The organism is Streptomyces sp. CNT372, from assembly GCF_000377145.1.
In genome coordinates this window covers 281,880-304,612 of sequence record NZ_KB897776.1, presented here as the reverse complement: position 1 = coordinate 304,612, position 22,733 = coordinate 281,880, and the positions used below count along the sequence as shown (strand labels likewise).

Below are 22,733 nucleotides of genomic sequence, written 5' to 3'. Positions count from 1 at the left end.
AGGCTACGCCTCCCTGGCCGGGAGGTGCAGGCCGGGCAGGGCATCGTCGCGCAAGTCACATCGAAAGGCGGGTTTCGGGGCCGTGATTGGCGGGAAACAAAGCCGGTTCCGCTTGTGTCAGGGTACGCCTACCCGCGACTGCACCGCACTGGCCTGCAGCCTTTCGCCCGCCTCGGTCATCAGCACGATGAACGAGGCGCTCCGGTTCGAACCCTACGTCAACCTAGCGGTGCGGGGAGCCCCGGAAGGGTGACTCGAATCCGGCAACCGCGTGCAGATTCGGCCACACCGATCCGCCCGCCGTGCAGATCGACGGCCCAGCGCGCGATGGCCAGCCCCAGCCCGGTGCCGCCGTCGCTGCCCGGACCGTGCGGGGACGCCACCTGGCCCCGGTTGAACCGTTCGAAGACCTTGTGCCGCTCCTGCTCCGGGATGCCCGGGCCCTCGTCCAGGACCTCCAGCTCCAGGGACTCCCGGCCGAAGCCGCGCCGGGCCCGCACCGTGACCCGGCCGTGCGGGGGCGAGTGCTTCACCGCGTTGTCGATGAGATTCGCCACCACCTGGTGCAGCCGCTCCGGGTCCGCGTGCGCGGTCAGCTCGGGCGGTGAGACGTCCAGGTGCAGATGGACGTCGGTACGGGTGTGGTGGCCGGAGCCGGAGGCCAGCCCGCGCTGCGAGGAGGCGAGGTTGGCCTCCTTCAGCACCCCGGACAGATACGGCCACACCTCGAAGCGCCGGGCCCTCAGCGGCAGCACGCCGTTGTCCAGCCGGGACAGGTCGAGCAGCGTCTCGACCAGCCGCCCCAGCCGCTCGGTCTGCTTCAGCGCGGTGCGCATCGTCTCGGGATCGGCCGCGGACACCCCGTCGACCACGTTCTCCAGCACGGCGCGCAGCGCGGCGATCGGGGTGCGCAGCTCGTGCGAGACATTGGCGACCAGCTCCTTGCGGTGCCGGTCCACGGCCTCCAGGTCGTCCGCCATGCGGTTGATGGTGGATGCCAAGTCGCCCAGCTCGTCCCGCCGGTCGGCGCCCCGCACCCGGCGGGTGTAGTCGCCGTGCGAGATGCCGCGCGCGACCTTGTTCATCTCGTCCAGCGGGGCGGTCAGGCCGTGGGCCACGAACTGGGTGATCAGCAGCGTGGCGATCATCGTGAAGATGGTGATGAAGCGGACCTCGGTCTTGCTGTGGAAGGCCATCAGCATCAGACCGGTGGTGATCAGGACCGAGACGACGACGAGGGTGCTCAGCTTCGTCTTGATCGAGATCGTCAGACTGCCGAGGCCGGCCCAGCGCCGGAGGGTCCGCTTCCAGGCGGGGCGCTCCCCGGCGGGGGGCGTGGCCGGGCCGCCGGGGTTGTCCGGGTCCGGACCGTGGCGGTCCGGAGCATGGCCGGCCGGGGGACCGGCGGTCTGCGGGGGGTGGCCGGGCTCCCGGGGGCCCGGGACCTCAGGGGCCCCGCCGGGCGGCGCCGGGACGGTCCGGGCCCCCGCCGGCCGCTCCTGAGGGCCGCCGCGCCGCCACGGGCTCATGGCGCCGGGGTCTCCAGGGCGTAGCCGACTCCGTGGACCGTACGGATCCGCTCCGCGCCGATCTTCCGGCGCAGCGCCTTGATGTGACTGTCGACCGTCCGCGTCCCGGAGGCGTCGGCCCAGTCCCACACCTCGGCGAGCAGCTGCTCCCGGGAGAGCACGGCCCGCGGGGTGTTCGCCAGGCAGACCAGCAGGTCGAACTCGGTCGGCGTGAGGTGCACGTCCTCCGCCTTGACCCGGACCCGGCGCTGCGCGTGGTCGATCTCCAGCTCGCCGAGCCGCAGGATCCCGCTGCGCGGGGTGACCGCCGCCAGCGCGGCCCGCTCGACCCGGCGCAGCAGCACGTGCACCCGGGCGGCCAGCTCGCGCATCGAGAACGGCTTCGTCATGTAGTCGTCCGCGCCGACGCCGAGACCGACCAGCATGTCCGTCTCGTCGTCGCGCGCCGTGAGCATCAGAACGGGCACCGGCCGCTGGGCCTGCACCCGGCGGCAGACCTCCAGGCCGTCGAAGCCCGGCAGCATCACGTCGAGGACCATCAGGTCGGGCTGCCACGCCTCGGCGGCGTCCACCGCGGCCGGGCCGTCGGTGGCGGTCTGGACGAGGAAGCCCTCGGCGCGCAGACGCGCCGCGATCGCGTCGACGATGGTGGAGTCGTCCTCGACGACGAGCACCCGGCGCTGGGCTCCCGGCGTGGCCGCGACGCCGTTCTGCGTGGTGTGTGTCTGCTCCATCGCCCCGCCCCTGTACCTGTTCCTGCGTGCCGCACACATGAAGCGGACCGCTCCGGCCCGTGTGTGTCCCAGCAGCGTAAGGGCATCGGAGGGCTCCCGGCTACGCAGGGCGAACAGCGAGGTGGACCACGTCCGGTACGCCCCGGGCAAGGCGGATCTCTTCGGTCCGTACCCCGCTGAATCCGGCATTCCGCAACGCCTTTTCGAAGTCGGACGAAGGCTGCGCGGACCACACGGCCAGCACTCCGCCCGGCTTCAGCACCCGCAGGCAGTCGGCGAGTCCGGCCGGCGCGTACAGCTCGCCGTTGCCCTCGGTGACCGTCCAGTCGGGGCCGTTGTCGATGTCCAGGCAGAGGGCGTCGAAGCGGTCGGTGGTGGTGGCCAGGTGCTCCACCAGATCCGTGTGGAGGATCACGCAGCGGGGGTCGGCCAGGGCCGGACCGGAGATCGCGGCGAGCGGGCCGGCGCGGTGCCAGTCGATGATCGCCTCCTCGCGCTCCACCACCACGATGTGGCGTGCCTCCTCGCGGGCGGCCGCGTGCACGAAGGAGAAGCCGACGCCGAGTCCGCCGATCAGCACGCTCGGCGCCACGTTGCCGGTCTCCATGGCGTCGAACGCGGCGTCGACCAGGAGGCGTTCGGAGTGCCCGTCGGAGGTGTCCATCAGGAAGGTGCCGTTGGCGATGATCTCGTGGACCGCGCCCGGGCCCTCCCCGCGCCTGCGGAGCACCACCTCGCCGTGGGGCCCCTCGCGCCGGTCCAGGACGACGGGCGCGTCCGGGTCCGGGCCGGCGGGACCGGCGGGCCCTGCGGGCGCTGCGGGGTCGGCGGGGAAGGTCATGGCGACGGCCTCCGGTGGTCTGGACGGTGGGCGCCCGCCTCCGGGCCGGACACCGGCTCCGGGTGCGTTCCGCCCGGGGAGCGGTCCCATCCTGACGGGGCGGGACGGGGGCGGACAAACGTCTTCCGCGGGGCAGCGCCTTCCCCATGCGGGGATTCGTAACCGGGGCGGGGCGGGGCGCGGTGGGCGGCGGGGCCGGGACCGCGCGGGGCGGGTGCGCGGGGTCGGGGGCCGCCGGGACCGCGCGGGGCGGGTCCGGGCGGACGGGCGCGTCCGGCCGGCGGGGCCCCGGGCGGACGGGCGGGGCCTGGTGTGAGGCAGCGACGGGCGGTTGCCGAGGCCGCGCTCCCTTCCAGGCATACCGCGCGGGGTCGGTCAGCCGGCCGAGCGCCAGGGGCCCGCCGGGCGGGCGCCGGCGGTTCACGGGAGTTCCGCGGACGTCTCCCGGGAGGGCGGAACGGACGTCCGGCTGCCCGCGGGCGGGCCGTTCAGCCCGCCGCGTGGAACAGGCTGACCAGCGGCGCCTGGACCCGCCAGCCCAGGGACTCGTAGAGCCCGCGGCCGTCCGGTGTGCCGCCGAGGACACCGGTCGTGGCGCCCCGGGCGAGGGCGGCCTCGTGCAGGGTGTGCATCACCAGGCGGCCGAGGCCCTTGCGCCGGTGCTCCGGCGCGGTCTCGATCTGGTCGACGACGGCGGTCACGCCGGTGGGGGCGATCTGCCCGCGCGCGGCGAAGGAGCCGTCGGCCGCGGTCACCAGGACCCGGGTCACCCCGCCCCGGTCCCAGGTGCGCAGGGTGTAGCCGGCGGGCACGGCCAGCGCCCCGGCGGGCCGCAGCAAAGTCCACATCAGCCAGCCCGGCTCGTCGACCTGCCAGCCCGGCCCGGCCCACCGGACGACGTCCGCCGGTTCCGCGAACACCTTCAGCCATACGGTCGGCGCGGCGACTCGTCCCGCGACCTCACGGACGGTCGCCTCGTCGTCCGCGGTCAGCACATGCCGTGTCGCGTGCCGGACCTGCCCCACGTCCACGGTGAACCCCCAGGGCGCGGCCACGGGGTCGGCCGCCCCGCGCGAGACGACCCAGCCGCGGACCCAGGCGTCGACGGCGGCGGCGGTGGATTCAAAGGACATACGCGTTCTCCTCGCCCACACCTCAGGTGGGTAATGGCTGGATCTGTGATTCAGCCATTACATCGCGAGGGTGTGCGTGTGCGCGACGGCCGGCCGGGCCCGGGCGCGGGTGATTCGCGTCACCCGGTGGCGGGAGGGGCGGGGCGTGGCGCCTTGGTCCCGTGCCACGCCGCGTACTCGGCCGCGAGCCACGGTCCGAGGTCGTCGAGGACCGGCCGCAGCACGTCCTCGCCGCCGCCCGTCTCCTCCGGCTCCCCGGGCGGGCCGGTCCGGCCCACTGCCGCCAGTCGCCGCATCTGCGCCGCCCGGTCCGGATACCAGCGGCCGAACAGCGCGGCCGACAGCTCCAGATCGCTGGTCCAGCCGCCCCAGCGCGGCATCACCAGGGTGAAGCCGGTGCGTACGACCCTCCGCGCGACCCGGCGCGCCAGCGCCGCGCGCTCCGGGCCGGCCGCAGCCGTCCCGCGTTCCAGCGACCGCCAGCGCGGGAGCGCGAGGGCGAGATCACCGTTGGTCTCCCGGGCCAGCAGGGAGGTCGGGCGGTAGGCGGGCAGCCGTGCGCCGAGGTCCTCGCCCAGGAGCGGGGTGCAGAGACAGGCGACGAAGAAGCCGAGGTCGTACCGCTCCAGGTCGCTCACCGCCGCCGCGGCCGAGTGCAGCAGGACGCCGACGCCGTCCACCACCGGATACGCGGCGTTCAGACCGGCCGCGAGGTCCGCCGCGTCCGCGCGGTCGCGGGCCGTGGGCTCGCGGTCCAGCAGGACCAGCGCGTCGAGATCGGAGACGCCGGGCCGGGCCGTCCCGCGCGGCACGCTCCCGTACAGATAGAGGCCGTGCAGTCCGCGAGCCCCGCCGAAGCGGCCGCCGAACTCCTCCCGCAGGGCCGCCACGACCGGGGTGAACGGCGGCGGGACGCGGTCGGGGGAGCCCTCCCGGGCGATCGTTCCGTCCGGTTTCAGGCCGCGCGGCGGCGCGTGCCCCGTGGTGATCGGATCGCGGCCCCCGCCGTTCCGGTGCTCCATCGCGCCACTCTCGCGCGGCACCCCCGCTCCCGCCAGCGGATTTCCACCCCGCCGCCACGGCCGGCACCGCCTCCGGGGTCCTATGAATCTTGTAGTCGCATCGCGACCGGGTGTTGAGCTGGGGCATGAAGGAACGTGTGGGTCTGTCCGGCCCGGATCTGTGCAGTTTGACCCTGCATTTTCTGGGATGCGGCGCGGAGTGGTGAGGACTGTCAGTCCAGCCAGATGAGCATGGCGTCCCCGGCGTCTGCTGCTGCCCGGAAGAACGGAACCATCGCCTGGTAATGGCTGGTCACGTAGTCGAGCGACTCGCCGCGCTCCCAGACGGGGGTCGGGTAGATTTCGGCCTCGGCGAGTTCTGCCGGATGAACGCCTTCAACAAGGGCCTCGTGAGGCGTGGCGGCGAGCGTCTCTGCTGCGAGGCGCACGCGTTCGGGGCTGAGAAATCGGGGTCGCCCGTAACCCCAGTCTTCCGCCCCGGGGATCTCTTCCTCGCCGTGAACGATGTCGACGGGGAAGTCGATGCGACGCAGCAGGAAGTCGAGCGCGTGCCATGCCTTGTCGACGTCATGGCAGCGCGCTGCCAATGCATTGGGTGTTGCGTCCAACTCCGCCTCGATCAGATCGCCGACGAACTCTTGGGCCCAGTCGGGGTCCTGGATCGCGTGGTCGAGTTCGGCAGGAGTGAGGCGGGCGTATTCTCCGATCATGCTCATGGCCGGATGCTAACTTTAGGTGCTGACAAGCAGGTCAGCAGAGGTGTAGGTGTTTGCCCAACGGGGACTACTGTGTGCTCGCCCAGTCGGCGCTGATCCGATCGGCAACTGAGAAGTCGGTGCCGCAGTCCGGGCAGGTCGCGTTCCCGAAGACGTAGGTCAGCATGTGTGCGACAACGTATTGGCTGTCGGCGAGTGCGATGTCGTGGAGACGCCGACCGATGCCTCCCAAGTCTGCCTGGCTCGTGGCCCGGAGCGGGCGGGTGTCGATGGTGTCGTCTGACAGGGCGTAGTCCTCGCTGGTGCAGAAGAAGCCGCGCTCACCAAGGACGATGAACAGGTTGGCTGCGCAGCCGGGGCAGGAGACTTCGTACTCCTCGTTCCCGAGCCCCCAAGCCAGATCCTCGCTCCATCCGACGACGCCCTCGAAGGCGAGCATGGACTCCAGGAGGTTGATGTACTCGGTGCGGTCGGTTGCTGTCCGGAGATGGCGGTTCACCGATGCCAGCAGGGCCGCGATTTCCGCCGAGTGCTGTGAGCGGACATCGCCGGCTCCATGCGGCTGCTCGGCGCCTGCCATGATTGCCCCCGCCAGGTTCAGGGCGCTGACGGCTTGTTCCCGGTCTTCGTTCTCGGCCATGCCGGCCAGCCAGGGAAGCGCTGCGAAGCTGGCCGAGTAGACGCTGCCCTGGTGGCAGAGTGCGGACCACAGATCGTTCCAGAGCTCGGACTTGGGCTCGGACACGATTCGTGACAGCAGGGCGGGTATGTCCTCGGCGGAGCCGTAGGCGTGGCTGAGCTTCTGCCAGTCGGTCATGCAGGGGATCCAATCAGGCATGGTGCCTGCCAGGAGCATTGGGGCAGGAGAACATCTGTCCCTCCTCTCTCGGATTTCTTCCCAGGGTCGTCACGGTCGCAGTTGGTAGTGGCTTTTTCCGTTTGGGGTGAGTACGTGTCTCTGCACGGGGTGCCAGGCTCGCCGGAAGACGGCGGCGGGGTAGCGGTGTGCGACGAGCGCCTCACCAGCTCGGTGGGATGCGTCGAAGACGCGAGCGCGCCGTTGCTGCGCGAGTCGGGTGGCGGGGCTGGGCGCTGGCTTCCACCGGCGGCACGGAGACCTCGCCCGGTAGTACCCCTAACGAAACTGCCACGACCCACTAACGCGAGCCCGCGACGAAACCTCAAGCTGCAGAACGAAGAGATCCACGTCGCAGGACACCTCCGGAGCGTGATCGCTCACAGCGAACAACTCCAGGGGAACATCCCGGGGCTCACATGCATTGAGTCGGTACAGCTCAACTTGACTGCCGAAGGGGAGATCATGGCTGCCGATGCCGACGACTTCACGGTCCACACACCGCTGACCCTGCCCGTGCTGCCCCTGGACGACGAGGTCGTGCTGCCCGGCATGGTGGTGCCGCTCGACCTGACCGACACCGAGGTGCGGGCCGCGGTCGAGGCCGCCCAGGCGGCCGCGCGTACCTCGGGCAACAAGCCGAAGGTGCTCCTCGTTCCCCGGGTGGACGGCACCTACGCGGCCACCGGCGTGCTCGGGACCGTCGAACAGGTCGGCCGGCTGTCCGACGGGGACCCCGGCGCGCTGATCCGCGGTGTCGGGCGGGTGCGCGTGGGCGCCGGGACGACCGGGCCCGGGGCGGCGCTGTGGATCGAGGGCACGGTCGTCGAGGAGACCGTGCCCGACCCCCTGCCCGGCCAGGTCACCGAACTCGTCAAGGAGTACAAGGCGCTCGCCACCGACTGGCTGAAGCGCCGCGGCGCCTGGCAGGTCGTCGACCGCGTCCAGCAGATCGACGGCATCTCGCAGCTCGCCGACAACTCCGGTTACTCCCCGTTCCTCACCACCGCCCAGAAGATCGAACTGCTGGAGACCACCGACCCGGTCGCCCGGCTCAGGCTCGCCACCGAGCAGCTGCGCGAGCACCTCGCCGAGCAGGACGTCGCCGAGTCCATCGCCAAGGACGTCCAGGAGGGCGTCGACAAGCAGCAGCGCGAGTTCCTGCTGCGACGCCAGCTCGACGCCGTCCGCAAGGAGCTGCGCGAGCTGAACGGCGAGTCCGAGGGCGACGAGTCCGACGACTACCGCGCCCGCGTCGAGGCCGCCGACCTGCCCGGGAAGGTGCGCGAGGCCGCCCTCAAGGAGGTCGAGAAGCTGGAGCGCGCCAGCGACCAGTCGCCCGAGGGCTCCTGGATCCGCACCTGGCTCGACACCGTGCTCGACCTCCCGTGGAACGAGCGCTCCGAGGACGCCTACGACATCAAGGGCGCCCGGGCCGTGCTCGACGCCGAGCACGCCGGCCTCGCCGATGTGAAGGAGCGCATCACCGAGTACCTGGCCGTGCGCAAGCGCCGCTCCGACCGGGGCCTCGGCGTCGTCGGCGGCCGGCGCGGCGGCGCGGTGCTGGCCCTGGTGGGCCCGCCCGGCGTCGGAAAGACCAGCCTCGGCGAGTCCGTGGCGCACGCCATGGGCCGCAGCTTCGTGCGTGTCGCGCTCGGCGGTGTCCGGGACGAGGCGGAGATCCGCGGCCACCGCCGCACCTACGTCGGCGCCCTGCCCGGCCGGATCGTGCGCGCCATCAAGGAGGCCGGCTCGATGAACCCGGTCGTCCTCCTCGACGAGATCGACAAGGTCGGCTCCGACTTCCGGGGCGACCCGGCCGCCGCCCTCCTCGAAGTCCTCGACCCGGCGCAGAACCACACCTTCCGCGACCACTACCTGGAGGTCGAACTCGACCTGAGCGACGTGGTCTTCCTCGCCACCGCCAACGTCCTGGAGGCCATCCCGGAGGCCCTGCTCGACCGGATGGAGCTGGTCCGCCTGGACGGCTACACCGAGGACGAGAAGGTCGTCATCGCCCGCGACCACCTGGTCCCGCGCCAGCTGGAGCGGGCCGGCCTGGAGACCGGCGAGGTGACGATCGACGAGTCCGCGCTGCGCAAGCTGGCCGGGGAGTACACCCGCGAGGCGGGCGTGCGGAACCTGGAGCGGTCCGTCGCCCGGCTGCTGCGCAAGGTCGCGGCCGAGCACGAACTCGGCGACCGGGAACTGCCGTTCACCGTCACCGACGGCGAACTGCGCGGTCTGATCGGCCGGCCGCACCACGTCCCCGAGTCCGCCCAGGACCCGGCCGAGCGCCGCACCGCGGTGCCGGGCGTGGCCACCGGGCTGGCGGTGACGGGCGCGGGCGGCGACGTCCTCTTCGTCGAGGCGTCCCTGGCCGACCCGGAGACGGGCGGGGCCGGACTGACTCTGACCGGCCAGCTCGGCGACGTGATGAAGGAGTCCGCGCAGATCGCGCTCAGCTTCCTGCGCTCGCACGGCGCGGAGCTGGAACTGCCCGTCGCGGACCTCAAGGACCGGGGCGTGCACATCCACTTCCCGGCGGGCGCGGTCCCCAAGGACGGCCCGAGCGCGGGCATCACCATGACCACGGCCCTCGCCTCGCTGCTCTCCGGGCGGCAGGTCCGCACGGACGTGGCGATGACCGGCGAGGTGTCCCTCACCGGGCGGGTTCTGCCGATCGGCGGCGTCAAGCAGAAGCTGCTGGCGGCGCACCGGGCGGGGATCACCACGGTGGTCATCCCGAAGCGGAACGAGCCCGACCTGGACGACGTCCCGGCCGAGATCCTCGACAAGCTGGAGGTCCACCCGGTCACGGACGTCCGGCAGGTGCTGGAGCTGGCGCTCTCGCCGGCCGAGGCGCTGGTGCCGGCCGCGGTGGCCTGAGCCGGGCCCGAGCCGGGTCCGAGCCCGGGCCGGGGGCCTGAGCCGGGGGGGCTGAGCGGGGTCCGAGCCGGGACCAGGGCGGCCGCGGTGCCCGAGCCGGTGCGGGCCGAGCCGAGCCGGTGCGATCCGAGCCCGAGCCGGGGCGATCCGGCCGGGGCCCGGCCCGTGCCCGGGCGGCCGGACCCGGAGCCCCTGGGCCCGCCCGGGCGGAACTTCGCGTTCCGCCCGGGCGGGCCCTTGCCGTGCCCCTCCGCCGCGCGGCCCGGCCGCCTCCCGCACGCACAATGGTCGGATGGACACCTCCCTGCGGGCCGACTGCGCCAACTGCTTCGGCCTGTGCTGCGTCGCGCTGCCCTTCGCCGCCTCCGCGGACTTCGCCGCCGACAAGCCCGCCGGCACCCCCTGCGGCAACCTCCGGGAGGACTTCGGCTGCACAATCCACGCCCGGTTGCGCGACTCCGGCTACCAGGGCTGCACCGTCTACGACTGCTTCGGCGCCGGGCAGCACGTCTCCCAGGTCCTCTACGGCGGCACCAGCTGGCGCCAGGAGCCGGGGACGGCCGCCGGGATGTTCGCCGTCTTCCCCGTCGTCCGGCAGCTCCATGAACTGCTGCACCACCTCGACGAGGCGCTCTCCCTGCCCGCCGCCCGCGAGGTGCACCCCCGGCTGCGCGCCCAGCGGGACACCGTCGCCGCCCTCACCCGCGAGGACCCGGCCGCGCTGCTCGCCGTCGACGTCGACGCCTGCCGCCGGGAGGCGGGCCCGCTGCTGGGGCGGGCGAGCGAACTGGCCCGCGCCGGTGCGCGGGGCGGCCGCCGGGACCGCCGGGGCGCCGACCTGATGGGCGCGCGGCTGCGCGGCGCTGACCTGCGCGGGACCAGCCTGCGCGGCGCCTGGCTGATCGCCGCCGATCTGTCCGGCGCCGACCTCCGGCTCACCGACCTGCTCGGCGCGGACCTCCGGGACGCCGACCTGTCCGGTGCGGACCTCACCGGCGCCGTGTTCCTGACCCAGCCCCAGGTCAACGCGGCCCGGGGCGACGGCGCGACCCGGCTGCCGGGGACGCTGACCCGCCCCGCGCACTGGGCCTGACGCCGCCCCGGGACCCGGCCGGGTCCCGGGGCCGTGTCCGCGTTCAGCCCCTGGCCAGCGCCTGCACCCGGTCGTACGCGCCGTTGAACCGGTTGTGGTCGCCGACGATCGGGCCGGACGAGGTGTACTGCCACATCGCGTACGTGGACCAGCCGGCCGGCAGCGGCCCCGGGGTGCTGTCGTAGCGGGCGATCCACAGCGGGTTGGTGGCGCCGAAGCCCGCGTGGCCGCCCGTGCACTGCGTCCACCAGCTGGTCGCCGTGTAGACCACGGCCGCGCGTCCGGTCCGGGCCTTGTAGCGGGTCAGGAAGTCCTGGATCCAGGCGACCATCGCGGCCGGTGTCTTGCCGTAACAGGCGGCGCCGTACGGGTTCCATTCGATGTCGAGAACGCCGGGCAGGGTGCGCCCGTCCGCCGACCAGCCGCCGCCGTTGTCGACGAAGTAGTCGGCCTGGGCGGTGCCGGAGGACTTGTCGGGCACCGCGAAGTGGTAGGTGCCCCGGATCATGCCGGCGTCGTAGGCGCCGTTGTACTGCTGGACGAAGAAGGTGTTCTTGTAGGACGTGCCTTCGGTGGCCTTGACGTACGCCCATTTCACGCCGGCGGCCCACAGCGAGGACCAGTCGACGTTCCCCTGGTGGCTGGAGACGTCGACGCCCTCGGTCCGGACCGCGCGCGGCCCCTCGGGCGTGCCGCCCCGGCCGTCGTGGCCGAGGACGCCCATGCCCATATGGGCCGTGCCGCGCGGCACGGCGGCGGGGCCGGCGGGTGCGGAGGGGGAGGACGGTCCGGCGGAGGCGGACCCCGGGGCCCCGAGGAGGAGGGAGAGGACTGCGGCGAGGGTGCCGGCCGGCGCGAGGCGGGGGCGGCCGGTCTTTCCGGATCTGTGCACGGGCCCAGCGTGCCTTCAAGATCATCACGGGCCGGGCCGGCGGCCCCGTCCGGCGGCGTGGCGAACCCGCACGGCGCACACCGGCGCCGCCCCGCCGCCCCCGCTCGGGAGCAGACCCGGACCGGCGCCGACCGGTCCGGAGACGCGGGCCCGGACCCGCGCCGACCGGTCCGGACACGCGGCGCGCGGAACGGGAACCCGCGCCCCCGGGACGTCCCGTCCTGCGAAATACTGACCGCACTGCGGCGATACGCACCGCCGGAGGTCACTCCCAGCTCCTCAGAACCCTCAGAGCCCTCAGAGCTCTCGAAACTCGCAGAACCGGGACAGCGCACGATGGGTGCAGATGTGCACGACGGCGGTACGCCACACACGGCCGGGCCGGCCCACACGACCGGGCCCAGCGGTCCGGCCGGTTCGACGGGACCGGGCGGCGGTCCCGGTGGTGTGGACCGCGAGTTCCTCGCGCTGGAACGGGAGCTGACGGTCTTCCTGCGCCGGGCCCGCGCCTCCTCGGGCGAAATGGCCCGCGCCGTCCACCCCGAACTGGAGCCCGCCGCCTACGGCCTGCTGGTCCGCCTGGAGGAGACCGGGACGCAGCGCGCCACGGAACTCGCCGCGTACTTCGGCGTCGGCAAGGCGACGATGAGCCGCCAGCTGCGGGCCCTGGAGGACCTGGGGCTGGTCACGCGCGAACCGGACCCGGCCGACGGCCGCGCCTCCCTGGTCCGGCTCACGCGTGAGGGGATGGCCCGGTTCCGGCACGTGCGCGATGCCAGGCGGGAGCGCTACCGCAGCAAGCTGGCCGGCTGGGACCGGGCCGAGGTGGCGGAGCTGGCGCGGCTGCTGCACCAGCTGAACGCCGGCGCCGACGACTGACGGCGGCGGGTTCCCGCGCCGGGCCGCCCGCCCGGGGCCGCGCAGCCCCTCCGCAAGCCGCGCCGGAGCCTGGGGAGAGGCACCCGGGGCCGCGTCGGCCGGGGCAGTCGTGGGTGGTCAGAACTCCGCGTACACCGCCGAGGCGTCGTCGTGCGCCTTCCACCGGGGCACGACCCCGCCGCGCCCGGCCGCCGCCTCCGTCTCCAGGGCGCGCACCCGGTCGATCAGGGCCCGCGCCCCCTCCTTGCGCAGCACGGCCGCGCAGTCCGCCCAGTCGCCCCGGGCGAACAGGTCCACCCAGCGGGAGGCGCCGTCCGTCAGCGCGGCCACCGCCCGCAGCCCCGCCCTCGGGACGCTCCCGGCCACCGCCCGGGCCGCGACGGCCGGGTCTGCGGCGGCCGTGAAGAAGCCGCCCTCCGCGTTCCGCAGGGCGTCCGCCGAGGCGTGGGTGCGCAGCGCCTCCGGCGGCAGCCGGTCCAGCCGGTCGTCCAGGACCGCCGTGACCGACCCGTCGCCGGACTCCAGCAGCAGGGTGGAGTCCGACAGCACCAGGTACTCCACGACCCCGTCCGGGCCGTCGCCCCAACGCGCCAGGACCACCGTCGCCTGTGGCGTGCGGACGTGAGAAAGGTCACACGTGTCGCGGTGGGTGTCGGCGGTGCGGCGGATCGCCTCCGCGAGAACGTCCCGAAGTGTCAGCTCGCGCCGCGAACCGGACAGTTCGATCAGCGCGCCGCCGAGGCGTGTGGTGAACCAGGGGACGTCGTGCACGCACCCCGCGTCGTCGCGCGGCGGAGTCACCCCGTCCAGGACGACCAGTGATCCACCCTGGCCCGAGGCGGGCAGGGAGACGGAGATCCAGTCCTCGTTGGGGCGGTGGGCCGAGCCCGGCGCGGAGGCGGCGTCGATGCGCATGCGACCCAGTCTGCACGACTCCTTCACGCCGCCCGCACGGAGCCCGGAACACCTCGTACCAGCAGGTCAGACGGGCGTTTCGGCCCGGTTGGCGCCATGTGCGAACATGCGGGCGCGCATCCTTCCAAAGGGACGCCGCGAGGTCCAATGCGCGCTCCGCCCGGGCTCCCGCGCGGCCCTCGCCGAAGTTGTTCGCCAACTCCGCCATGTTGTTCACTCGTTCGGGTGGCGGAGCGGCCGATGCGCGCCTCCCTCCCGGACGCACTGGAATGGTCGGAAGCCGGACCAGGGGTGGGGCTCTCGCGTGTGACCGGTCGTCATCTCTGCTTCATGGGTGGACGAGTCAAGCAAGATTGCGAGCACCGGTGCAGAAGAAGCGGCCTCGGGGTAAGGGCGCCACGCCCACGGCGAACGCGGGCGAGTCCGGCGAGTCCCAGGCCCCGGCCCCCTCGCGGACGGCCCCGCAGGACGCCGCGACCCCCGGCGGACGCCCGGTGCGGGTGCGCCGCAGGCTCGTCGCGGGTGTCGCGGTCGCCGGAGTCCTCGTCGTCGGCGCCGGTGCCCCCGGAATCCTGGCCGCCTCGGCCGACCTGACCGAGTCCCAGCGTCTGGTGACCCTCGCCGCCCTCGACCGGCAGGCCGTCACCCTCGCCCACTCCCTCGCCGACGAGCGCGACGAGGTCGTCGCCTACCTCGCCGCCGGGGGAGAGGCCCAGAAGGGCGACGCCAAGGACCGCCGGACCCTCTCCGAGGCGCTGGCCGCCCGGGTGGACCGCCAGGTCGACGAGATGCGCGCCGAGACCGGCTCCGACCACGCCGAGCTCAACCGCAGCCTCGCCTCCGTCCCCTCGCTGCGGCGCACCGCCCTCTCCGACGACAGCACCCCGATGGAGGCGCACCGCGCCTACACGGCGGTCATCGACCGGCTCCAGGCCCTCTCCTACGAGCTGGCCGAGAAGACCCCGCCGCGCGCCGCCGACGGCACCCGGGCGCCCGCCGCCCTCGGCCACGCGGTCGAGCAGGCCTCCGCCGCCCGGGGACTGCTGCTCGCCGCGCTCTCCGTGCCCAAGCCGCCCGCCCAGCTCACCTACGACCCGATCACCGGTCTGCCCGTCGAGACCGAGGGCGAGGACTCCCAGAGCGCCGCCCGCACCCGGGACGCGCTCACCGCCGCAGCCCAGCAGGCCCGGGTCCGCGAGCTGGCCGCGCTCGCCGACTTCGACCAGGCGGCGGCCAAGTCCGCCCGCGAACGGCTGGCCGCCACCGTCACCGGCCCAGAGGTCCGCACCGCCGAGGGCTACCTCGCCCGCCTCACCGACCAGCCGCGCCTGACCAGCGGCGAACGCGGCACCGACCGGGCGAAGCTGGAGGCCGCGCTCACCGCACGCATCGAGCAGATGCGCGGCGCCGAGACCACCCTCGCCGCCGGCCGGATCACCGCCTTCGAGCAGCTGCGGGACGACGACGTGACCGCCCTGGAGGTGCGCGTCGCCCTCGTCGGCGGGCTGCTGCTGGTCACCGTCGGCGTCCTCGCCGCGGTCTCCCGCACCCTCACCCGTCCGCTCGCGGTGCTGCGGATCGGGGCGGCCCGGCTGGCCGAGTCCCCGCAGACGGAGGAGCCGGTCCGCTTCACCGGGCGCAACGACGAGTTCGCCCAGGTGGTCCGCTCGCTCAACGCCCTGCACGGGCAGCTGCGGGACCTCGGCGCGCGCGTCGCCCGCCTCGACGGCGAGCACGGCGAACTCTCCGCCTCCCGCGAGACCCTCGGCGGCGAACTCGCCGCGGCCCGCGCCGAACTGGCCGAGCGCACCGGCGAGCTGACCGCCGAACTGGAGCGGCTGCGCCACACCGTCCACCACACCTTCGTCAACCTCTCCCTGCGCACCCTCGGCCTGGTCGAGCGCCAGCTCGGCGTGATCGAGAAGCTGGAGGAGCGCGAGCAGGACCCGGAGCGCCTGGCCACCCTGTTCAAGCTGGACCACATGGCCACGGTCATGCGGCGCCACAGCGAGAACCTGCTGGTCCTGGCGGGTGCGGAGCACGGGCAGGGGCACGTCGGACCGGTCCCGCTGGTCGACGTCCTGCGGGCCGCCGTCAGTGAGATCGAGCGGTACGACCGTGTCGTCATCCAGTCCCTGCCGCCGCACGCGCAGGTCGCCGGGTTCGCCGCGGACGACCTGAGCCACCTGGTCGCCGAACTCCTGGAGAACGCCACCTCCTTCTCCCCGCCGGACGCCCAGGTCGAGATGTCGGGCTGGCTGCTGGAGAGCGGCGAGGTCATGCTCTCCGTCCAGGACGCGGGCATCGGCATGACCGCCGCCCGGATCGACGAGGTCAACGCGCTCCTCGCCGAACCGGCCGCGCACGAGACCCCGGCCGCGCGGGAGACCGAGGGCCTCGGCCTGCGGGTGGCCGGGCTGCTGGCCGCCCGGCACGGGGTGCGGGTCCAGCTCCGGGAGCACAAGCAGGGCGGGATCACGGCCGTGGTGGTCGTCCCGGCCGCGCTGCTGCCGCAGGGGCCGCCGGCCGCGACCGCGCAGCAGGTGGCGGTGGCGGGCCGAGCCCCCGCCCTCCACCTCCCGGGCTCGGTCGCCGAGGCCAACTCCAACGCGCTGCCGGCGAACCGTCGCCGGGGCGGGGGCGCGGATCCCGGTGCGGAGCCGGGGGACGCCGACGCCGAGGCGTCCGCCGCTGCCGAGGCCCCGGCGCCCGCTGCCGGCGAGCCCACTGCCGACGCGCCCGAGGCGGTGTCCGGCACCGAGGGCGGGTCCGGGCCGGAGGCGGAGACAGCGGCCGACGCTGGCCGGGAGGACCGGGAGGACCGGGACCGGGCGGACGCCGCCACCCGCGCGGACACCGGGGAGGCCGCGGCCGCAGGCGCCGACGCGTACGTCGACGTCGACGAGCGTCTGCTGGTGACCGACCCGTTCGTGGAGGCCGCCGAACGGGCCGTGCGCGCCGCCGCCGCCGAGGGCGACTCCCATGAGCGCCCCGACGAGACGGACGAGTCCGACGGGATCGACCAGGCGACGGTCACCATGCGCCTGCCCCGCCAGCCCGGCCCCGAGGACGCCGACGTGGCCGCGGGCACCACGTCGGCCGGCCACACGGAGTCGGCCCACGTGTCGTTCGACCACGTGTCGTTCGACCACATGTCGTCCGACCACGTGTCGTTCGACCACATGTCGTCCGACCACGTGTCGTCCGACCACGTGTCGTTCGGCACCACCGCGTCCGACGACCACACGGGTGGCGACGACACAGGCGCCGACCACATGTCCGCGGCCCACACGTCGTCCGACCCTACGGGTCCCACCCCCACCACCCCCACCGGCGGGCCCGGTTGGGACCGGGTCACCGACAAGGGGCTGCCCAAGCGCACCCCGCGCCTGGTGGAACCCGCCGCGCCCACCGAGCGGACCGGCTCGGTGGACGCCGAGGCACTCCGCCGCCGCCTCGGCGGCTTCCAGCAGGGTGCCCGCGACGGCCGTCGCGACGCCGAGGCCGAACTCGCCGCCGCCCCCGAGGGCACGGCACCCGAGGAGACCGCCGCGGGCGCCCCCGCGGCGGACCGGAACGACCAGCGCGCCCGCACGGAGCGGAAGACCGGGACAGAAGCGGGGGACACAGTCGAGGAGGCACGCAGGTGACTGCGACCGGCACGTTCGGGCTGAGCAGCGAGGCCCGCAATCTGCAGTGGTTGTTGGGCAATCTGGTGGAGGAGGTGCCGGGAGTCCGGGCGGTCGCCGTCGTCTCGTCCGACGGGCTGCTGCTGCTCTCCTCCGACCCCGAGGAGACCGGGTCGGGTGCGACCCGCCCCGAACCGGGCGAACGCCCCGCGGGCCCCCGCGGCGCGGGCGCCGACCTCGCCACCATCGTCTCCGGCATCGGCAGCCTGACCATCGGCGCAGCCGGGCTGATGGACGGCGGCGGAGTCAAGCAGACCATGATCGCCATGGAGCGGAGCAGCGTCCTGGTCATGTCGATCAGCGACGGCTCCCTGCTCGGCGTGCACGCCACGCCCGACTGCGACATGAGCGTCGTCGCGTACCACATGGCCCTGTTCGTCGGCCGCGCCGGGCATGTACTCACCCCCGAAGTCCGCAGTGAGCTGCGCAAATCGATGGAGAGCACCCGATGACCGCTGCCGCCTCGTCCCCCAAGCTCCCGGTCCGCGGCGACCGGCGGCCCGCCCGGGTGCGGCCGTACTCGCTGACCGGCGGGCGGACCCGCTTCGGGCACGTCCTGCTGGTGGAGACCTTCGTCGCGGCCCTCGACGCCCCGCCCGAGCGCCGTGAGCTGCCCGGCGGGAGCCTCGCCTCGCGGGTCATGCCCGAACTGCGGGCCATCGTCGAGCTGTGCCGTCGTATGCGTACCGTCGCCGAGATCTCGGCGCTGCTGAAGATGCCGCTGGGTGTCGTCCGGGTGCTGCTCAGCGACCTGGCCGACCAGGGAAAGATCCGTGTGTACGGGACCGGGCACGGCACCGGCCAGCCCGACCGCGCACTGCTCGAAAGGGTGCTGAGTGGACTCCGCCGCCTCTGACACACTGCTCACCCGACCCGCCGAGGAGGCGCCCGGCGCACCCACGGCCCCCGGAGCGGCCACCGCCCCGGACGGCGGACCGATATCCGCGCCCGGGACGGACGTACCCGGGACGGACGGGCCCGGGACGGACACGACCGGGGACACCCCGGTGCCCCAGGAGGATGTCCAGCCCTGGCAGTTGGACACCACCCGGGCCCCCACCGCGACGAAGATCGTGGTGGCGGGCGGCTTCGGCGTCGGCAAGACCACCTTCGTCGGCGCGGTCTCGGAGATCACCCCGCTCCAGACCGAGGCGCTGATGACCAGAGCCAGCGAGGACACCGACGACCTCAGCGCCACCCCGGACAAGCTGACCACCACGGTGGCCATGGACTTCGGCCGGATCACCCTCGACGACGACCTCGTGCTGTACGTCTTCGGGACCCCCGGCCAGCAGCGCTTCTGGTTCATGTGGGACGACCTGGTGCGCGGCGCGATCGGGGCCGTCGTCATGGCGGACACCCGGCGGCTGCCGGACTGCTTCCCCGCGCTGGACTACTTCGAGAGCTGCGGGCTCCCGTACATCGTGGCCGTCAACCACTTCGAGGGGACACCGGCGTACGAGGCCGAGGACGTCAGGGAGGCCCTGACGGTGCCCCCGCACGTCCCTGTGGTGATCATGGACGCGCGCAACCGGGTCACGGTCATCGAGTCGCTGCTCGCTCTCGTCGGCCACGCCCTGGACGCCACGCCCGAGTAGCGTCCCTCAGCGTCCGCCCGGACACCGGAAGGCGCCCGAACGGCGTCCCGGCTCTCTCCTCGCGCGGCCCACCTCTGCGCAGTCTCCCCAGTCTCCCGAACCCCAACGGAGTCCCGCCATGCGGAAGATACTCGTCGTCGGAGCCGGACAGTCCGGTCTCCAGCTCGCCCTCGGCCTGCAGTCGCAGGGCTACGAGGTCACCCTGATGTCCAACCGCACGGCCGACGAGATCCGGGCCGGTCGGGTCATGTCCACGCAGTGCATGTTCGACACCGCGCTCCAGCACGAGCGCGACCTCGGCATCAACTTCTGGGAGCCGCAGGCCCCGAGGATCGAGGGCCTCGGCGTCTCGGTCGCCGCGCCCGACAGCTCCCGCGCCATCGACTGGGTGGGCCGGCTGGACGGCTACGCGCAGTCCGTGGACCAGCGCGTCAAGATGGCCGGCTGGATGGAGACCTTCGCCCAGCGCGGCGGCCAGCTCGTCATCCACGGCGCCGCCGTCTCCGACCTGGACTACTTCTCCCGCACCTACGACCTGGTGCTGGTCTCGGCCGGCAAGGGCGAACTGGTGTCCATGTTCGGCCGGGACGCCTCCCGCTCCCCCTACACGGAGCCGCAGCGCGCGCTCGCCGTCGCCTACGTCCACGGCATGGGCCCGCGCCCCGAGCACCCGGACTACGACGCGGTGCGCTGCAACCTGGTCCCGGGCGTCGGCGAACTGTTCGTGATGCCGACCCTGACCACCTCCGGCCGCGCCGACATCCTCTTCTGGGAGGGCATACCGGGCGGACCGCTCGACGTCTTCCGGGGCGTCAAGGACCCGTCCGAGCACCTGGCCCTGACGCTGGAGCTGATGGAGCGCTTCACGCCGTGGGAGTACGCCCGCGCGACGAAGGTCGAGCTGACGGACGCGGGCGGGACCCTCGCCGGGCGGTACGCCCCGACCGTGCGCAACCCCGTCGGCCGGCTGCCCGGCGGCGGCCTGGTCCTCGGCGTCGCGGACGTCGTCGTGGCGAACGACCCGATCACCGGCCAGGGCTCCAACTCCGCCTCCAAGTGCGCCGCCTCCTACCTGGCCTCGATCACGGAGCACGGCGACAAGCCGTTCGACGAGGCGTGGATGCGGGCGGCCTTCGACCGCTACTGGGAGACGGCGCAGCACGTCACCAAGTGGACGAACGCGATGCTGGGCGTCCCGCCGGAGCACGTCCTGAACCTGATCGGCGCGGCGGGCCGGCTCCAGCCGGTGGCCGACCGCTTCGCCAACGGCTTCAACGACCCGGCCGACTTCGAGAACTTCTTCTACGACCCGGAGAAGACGAGCGCCTACCTGGCCTCGGTCACCCCGGCGTAGCCCGCGCCGGGCGCGGGGTCGCCCGGCTCGGAGCCCTCCGGCCCCGGGGCGGCGTCCGAAGCGGCCGCGTCCGGTCGGTCCGACGAGGCCGGGTCCGGTACGTCCGCGTCCGCTACGTCCGACGCGGCCGGGTCCGGAGCGGTGGACGAGGACGCGGGCGGGGACGGCTCGCCGGACAGGCCGGCCAGCTCGTCCGGCGGGAGCGCGGCGAGCAGCGCCTCCGCCGAGCGGAGCCGGGCGACCGCGGTCGCCTTCGCCTTCTGCTGACGTGCCACCAGGGCCAGTTCCGCGTCGAGTGCCGTGCGCGATTCGGCGGCCAGGGCCCGGGCCCGGCGCTCGGCCGCCTCCAGGCCGGTGAGGGCGGCGCGCCGGGCGGCAGAGGCGCGTTCGATGAGATAGCTCTGCTCCAGGGCCCGCCGGGGGTCGTCGGCGAGCAGGAGCCGCAGCGGGGCGGAGAGTTCCGAGCCGCCGTTGCGGTACTGCTCCCCGGCGATCCGCCCGGCAGCCGCGCGGCTCTCCCGCAGGGCCTTTCGCGCCTCGGCCAGGTCGCGTGCGAGGCGCGCGTTCCCGGCCCGCCGGGCGGCGAGCGCGCGCGTCGTCTCCGCGACCGTCCGCTCGGCGTCGGCCGCCTCCCGGTACAGCTGCCGCACCCGGGCGACGATCCCGGCGGCGGTCCCGGGGGCCCCGGCGAGTGCGCCAGGGTCCGTCACCGGGCCCGTCCCCGCGAGCGCCTCGGCCACGTTGTCGGCGAGGTCGCCCAGCACCCGCCCGACCGCCCCGCCCGGTGGCGGCTCCCCGGCCGCGTCCACCGCACCCGCGGGGGGCGCCAGGACGACGACCGTCACGGCGGCCAGCGCCGCCGCGCACACCTTGCCGAGCACGCTGCCTGACACACCATCACCTCCGCGTCGTGGACCGGGCGTTCCCGGCCCGTCCAGAGGCTGCGGCCCGCGCCCCCGCTCCGCGACCGCTGCTGCGCACCCCGGCCCAAGGAGGTCACCTTTCCGGGCACCTTCCCCGCACCCCCGGCGCGGCCCCTTGCCCCGAGCCGCCCGAACCCTGGTCCCTTTCGCACGTTCGGGCGGCAGGCCGGGCCGGGGTGGACGGCAAGCCCACCGGGCGTCAGCCGGTACGCCGCCCCGGGGCCTCCGGCCCCCTCCGGACCCCGACGGGTGGACGTCGGGGACGTCGGGGACGACGGGGGTGTCGGGGACGACGGGGGTGTCGGGGACGACGAACCGGGGTCGGCCGCAGGCCGGGGCCGTCGGAGGAGGCGGCCGGCGGGGGTGGCGCCGCCCCCGCCGGCCGGCACGGTGCCCGGGCCGTCCGCCCGGCGGGTGCGTGAGGGCGTGCACCCTTCACGTCGCCGACGGCGCGACGCCCCGCCCGCGTGCCCGCACCCGCGACGCCCCGGCCGCGACGCCTACGGCGTCGTCCGCGGCGGCATGCGCCCTCTCACGTCGCCGACGGCGCGACGCCCCGCCCGCGTGGCCCGCGCCCGCCCCGCTCCCGCCCGCGTGCCCGGGCCGCGACGCCTACGGCGTCGTCCGCGGCTTCGACCACGGCCACCGGATGTCGCGGCGCTCCACGCCCTGAGGCGCGTACACATAGATCCAGCCGCGACGCAGGCCCAGGCGGCGCGTGTAGCCGGAGGGCTCGCGGCGGTAGACGTGGACGGTGGGCGGGGTGCCGTCGTCGCCGGGGACGGGGACCTTGTACCACTTGGGCGGATGGCCCGTGATGCCCGTCAGGACCGGCAGGACGCGCCCGTCCAGCGGGCCGCCCTGGAAGGGGGTGTTCTCGCTTCTCACCCCGACAGTGTCCCCGACGGCGTCACAGCAGGTGGGCCGCGCCGCCCACGACCGGGGCCAGACGGTGGGCGAGGCCCGCGATCCGGCCGTCCGGCGTCTCCTCGGCGAGCACGCCCGCGACGGCCGCCGCGGTCTCCTCGTCGGAGGCCGCGGTCACCGTGAGCAGGCCGATCAGATGGTCGACCAGCCAGTCCCGCAGCTCCTCGGCCGGCGGGGCCTTGTCCTCGTCGATCCAGATCAGGGACGCCGCCTCGACGGCCGCGATCCAGGTGCGGACCATCATCCCCAGGCGCGGCCCGGGCCGCGAGGCCCCCAGGTGCAGCAGGATCTGCTCGGCGGCCGCCCGCCGGACCTCGTCCACGATCGCCGTGGTCCGCGAGGTCTCCGCGACGCTCCCGCCGCGCATCAGGGCGCTGAACCCCGCGTCGTGCTCGTCCACGAACCGCAGATAGCGGTCGAGCACCCGCGCCACCCGGTCGGTCGGCGGGCCCTCGGGCGGTTCGGCGAAGCAGCTCTCCAGCCGGTCCGCGGCCGACCGCAGGGCCGCCTCGTACAACTGCTGCTTCCCGCCCGGGAAGTAGCGGTAGACCAGTGGCCGGGACACCCCCGCCGCCTCGGCCACGTCGTCGAGGGAGACCTCCTCCGGTGGCCGGTGCGCGAACAGGCCGAGCGCGGCCGCGAGGAGCTGCGTGCGGCGCTCCTCGACGCTGAGCCGTCGGTACGCGGGGCCGGCCGGTGCGGAACTGGTCATGCCCCGCAGCGTAACCGCCGCCCTCACCCGG

General features: G+C 74.2%; 20 protein-coding genes. 8 read left to right on the top strand and 12 right to left on the bottom strand.

Annotation, left to right across the window (positions count from 1 at the left end; translation table 11 throughout):
- Positions 1–218: 218 nt before the first annotated feature.
- The 7 genes from C593_RS0101240 to C593_RS0101210 all read right to left on the bottom strand — a co-directional run bounded on the left by C593_RS0101240 (position 219) and on the right by C593_RS0101210 (position 6,792).
- The gene (locus tag C593_RS0101240) at positions 219–1,529 is read right to left on the bottom strand and encodes an ATP-binding protein (protein ID WP_018845487.1); all 1,311 of its coding nucleotides are present in this window, start codon (positions 1,527–1,529) and stop codon (positions 219–221) included.
- The gene (locus C593_RS0101235) at positions 1,526–2,263 is read right to left on the bottom strand and encodes a response regulator transcription factor (RefSeq protein WP_018845486.1); all 738 of its coding nucleotides are present in this window, start codon (positions 2,261–2,263) and stop codon (positions 1,526–1,528) included. Before C593_RS0101235 ends, C593_RS0101240 begins: the two co-directional genes overlap by 4 nt.
- 100 nt (positions 2,264–2,363) lie before the next feature.
- The gene (locus C593_RS0101230) at positions 2,364–3,104 is read right to left on the bottom strand and encodes a hypothetical protein (RefSeq protein ID WP_018845485.1); all 741 of its coding nucleotides are present in this window, start codon (positions 3,102–3,104) and stop codon (positions 2,364–2,366) included.
- 488 nt (positions 3,105–3,592) lie between these two features.
- On the bottom strand, positions 3,593–4,237 hold the full coding sequence (locus tag C593_RS0101225; RefSeq protein ID WP_018845484.1) for a GNAT family N-acetyltransferase: 645 nt from the start codon (positions 4,235–4,237) through the stop codon (positions 3,593–3,595).
- 119 nt (positions 4,238–4,356) lie between these two features.
- Positions 4,357–5,259 (bottom strand): nucleotidyltransferase domain-containing protein, encoded by a 903-nt coding sequence (locus C593_RS0101220; RefSeq protein ID WP_018845483.1) that lies wholly within the window; start codon positions 5,257–5,259, stop codon positions 4,357–4,359.
- A gap of 212 nt (positions 5,260–5,471) precedes the next feature.
- Positions 5,472–5,975 carry a YfbM family protein gene (locus tag C593_RS0101215; RefSeq protein WP_018845482.1) on the bottom strand — a complete coding sequence of 168 codons (504 nt, stop codon included), beginning with the start codon at positions 5,973–5,975 and terminating at the stop codon, positions 5,472–5,474.
- A gap of 67 nt (positions 5,976–6,042) precedes the next feature.
- Positions 6,043–6,792 (bottom strand): hypothetical protein, encoded by a 750-nt coding sequence (locus C593_RS0101210; RefSeq protein WP_026277245.1) that lies wholly within the window; start codon positions 6,790–6,792, stop codon positions 6,043–6,045.
- 504 nt (positions 6,793–7,296) lie between these two features.
- On the opposite strand from C593_RS0101210, the gene lon reads away from it, so the two are divergent.
- On the top strand, positions 7,297–9,720 hold the full coding sequence (gene lon / locus C593_RS0101205; protein WP_018845480.1) for an endopeptidase La: 2,424 nt from the start codon (positions 7,297–7,299) through the stop codon (positions 9,718–9,720).
- 292 nt (positions 9,721–10,012) lie between these two features.
- The gene (locus tag C593_RS0101200; protein ID WP_018845479.1) at positions 10,013–10,813 is read left to right on the top strand and encodes a pentapeptide repeat-containing protein; all 801 of its coding nucleotides are present in this window, start codon (positions 10,013–10,015) and stop codon (positions 10,811–10,813) included.
- A gap of 43 nt (positions 10,814–10,856) precedes the next feature.
- On the opposite strand, the gene C593_RS0101195 is transcribed toward C593_RS0101200, so the two are convergent.
- Positions 10,857–11,705 carry a lysozyme gene (locus C593_RS0101195; RefSeq protein WP_018845478.1) on the bottom strand — a complete coding sequence of 283 codons (849 nt, stop codon included), beginning with the start codon at positions 11,703–11,705 and terminating at the stop codon, positions 10,857–10,859.
- 336 nt (positions 11,706–12,041) lie between these two features.
- On the opposite strand from C593_RS0101195, the gene C593_RS0101190 reads away from it, so the two are divergent.
- Positions 12,042–12,584 (top strand): MarR family transcriptional regulator, encoded by a 543-nt coding sequence (locus C593_RS0101190; protein ID WP_078521084.1) that lies wholly within the window; start codon positions 12,042–12,044, stop codon positions 12,582–12,584.
- A 117-nt stretch (positions 12,585–12,701) separates the two neighbouring features.
- On the opposite strand, the gene C593_RS0101185 is transcribed toward C593_RS0101190, so the two are convergent.
- Positions 12,702–13,499, bottom strand: a complete 798-nt coding sequence (locus tag C593_RS0101185) for a hypothetical protein (RefSeq protein WP_018845476.1) — start codon at positions 13,497–13,499, stop codon at positions 12,702–12,704.
- A 365-nt stretch (positions 13,500–13,864) separates the two neighbouring features.
- Here C593_RS0101185 and C593_RS0101180 point away from each other — a divergent pair, with 365 nt between their 5' ends.
- The 5 genes from C593_RS0101180 to C593_RS0101160 all read left to right on the top strand — a co-directional run bounded on the left by C593_RS0101180 (position 13,865) and on the right by C593_RS0101160 (position 20,140).
- Positions 13,865–17,149, top strand: a complete 3,285-nt coding sequence (locus tag C593_RS0101180; RefSeq protein WP_018845475.1) for a nitrate- and nitrite sensing domain-containing protein — start codon at positions 13,865–13,867, stop codon at positions 17,147–17,149.
- Positions 17,146–17,640 carry a roadblock/LC7 domain-containing protein gene (locus C593_RS0101175; protein ID WP_018845474.1) on the top strand — a complete coding sequence of 165 codons (495 nt, stop codon included), beginning with the start codon at positions 17,146–17,148 and terminating at the stop codon, positions 17,638–17,640. Before C593_RS0101180 ends, C593_RS0101175 begins: the two co-directional genes overlap by 4 nt.
- Entirely contained in the window at positions 17,637–18,044 is a 408-nt protein-coding gene (locus tag C593_RS0101170) for a DUF742 domain-containing protein (RefSeq protein WP_018845473.1), read from the top strand. Before C593_RS0101175 ends, C593_RS0101170 begins: the two co-directional genes overlap by 4 nt.
- 151 nt (positions 18,045–18,195) lie before the next feature.
- Positions 18,196–18,786, top strand: coding sequence for a GTP-binding protein (locus C593_RS0101165; protein ID WP_026277244.1), 591 nt, complete (start codon positions 18,196–18,198; stop codon positions 18,784–18,786).
- A 118-nt stretch (positions 18,787–18,904) separates the two neighbouring features.
- Positions 18,905–20,140: a styrene monooxygenase/indole monooxygenase family protein gene (locus tag C593_RS0101160; RefSeq protein ID WP_018845471.1), complete on the top strand. Its 1,236-nt coding sequence runs from the start codon at positions 18,905–18,907 to the stop codon at positions 20,138–20,140.
- On the opposite strand, the gene C593_RS28565 is transcribed toward C593_RS0101160, so the two are convergent.
- The 3 genes from C593_RS28565 to C593_RS0101145 all read right to left on the bottom strand — a co-directional run bounded on the left by C593_RS28565 (position 20,113) and on the right by C593_RS0101145 (position 22,702).
- Positions 20,113–21,033 (bottom strand): hypothetical protein, encoded by a 921-nt coding sequence (locus C593_RS28565; RefSeq protein ID WP_018845470.1) that lies wholly within the window; start codon positions 21,031–21,033, stop codon positions 20,113–20,115. The genes C593_RS0101160 and C593_RS28565 overlap by 28 nt on opposite strands.
- A gap of 642 nt (positions 21,034–21,675) precedes the next feature.
- The gene (locus C593_RS0101150; RefSeq protein ID WP_018845469.1) at positions 21,676–21,951 is read right to left on the bottom strand and encodes a hypothetical protein; all 276 of its coding nucleotides are present in this window, start codon (positions 21,949–21,951) and stop codon (positions 21,676–21,678) included.
- Positions 21,952–21,973: 22 nt separating this feature from the next.
- Entirely contained in the window at positions 21,974–22,702 is a 729-nt protein-coding gene (locus C593_RS0101145; RefSeq protein ID WP_018845468.1) for a TetR/AcrR family transcriptional regulator, read from the bottom strand.
- Positions 22,703–22,733 lie beyond the last annotated feature (31 nt).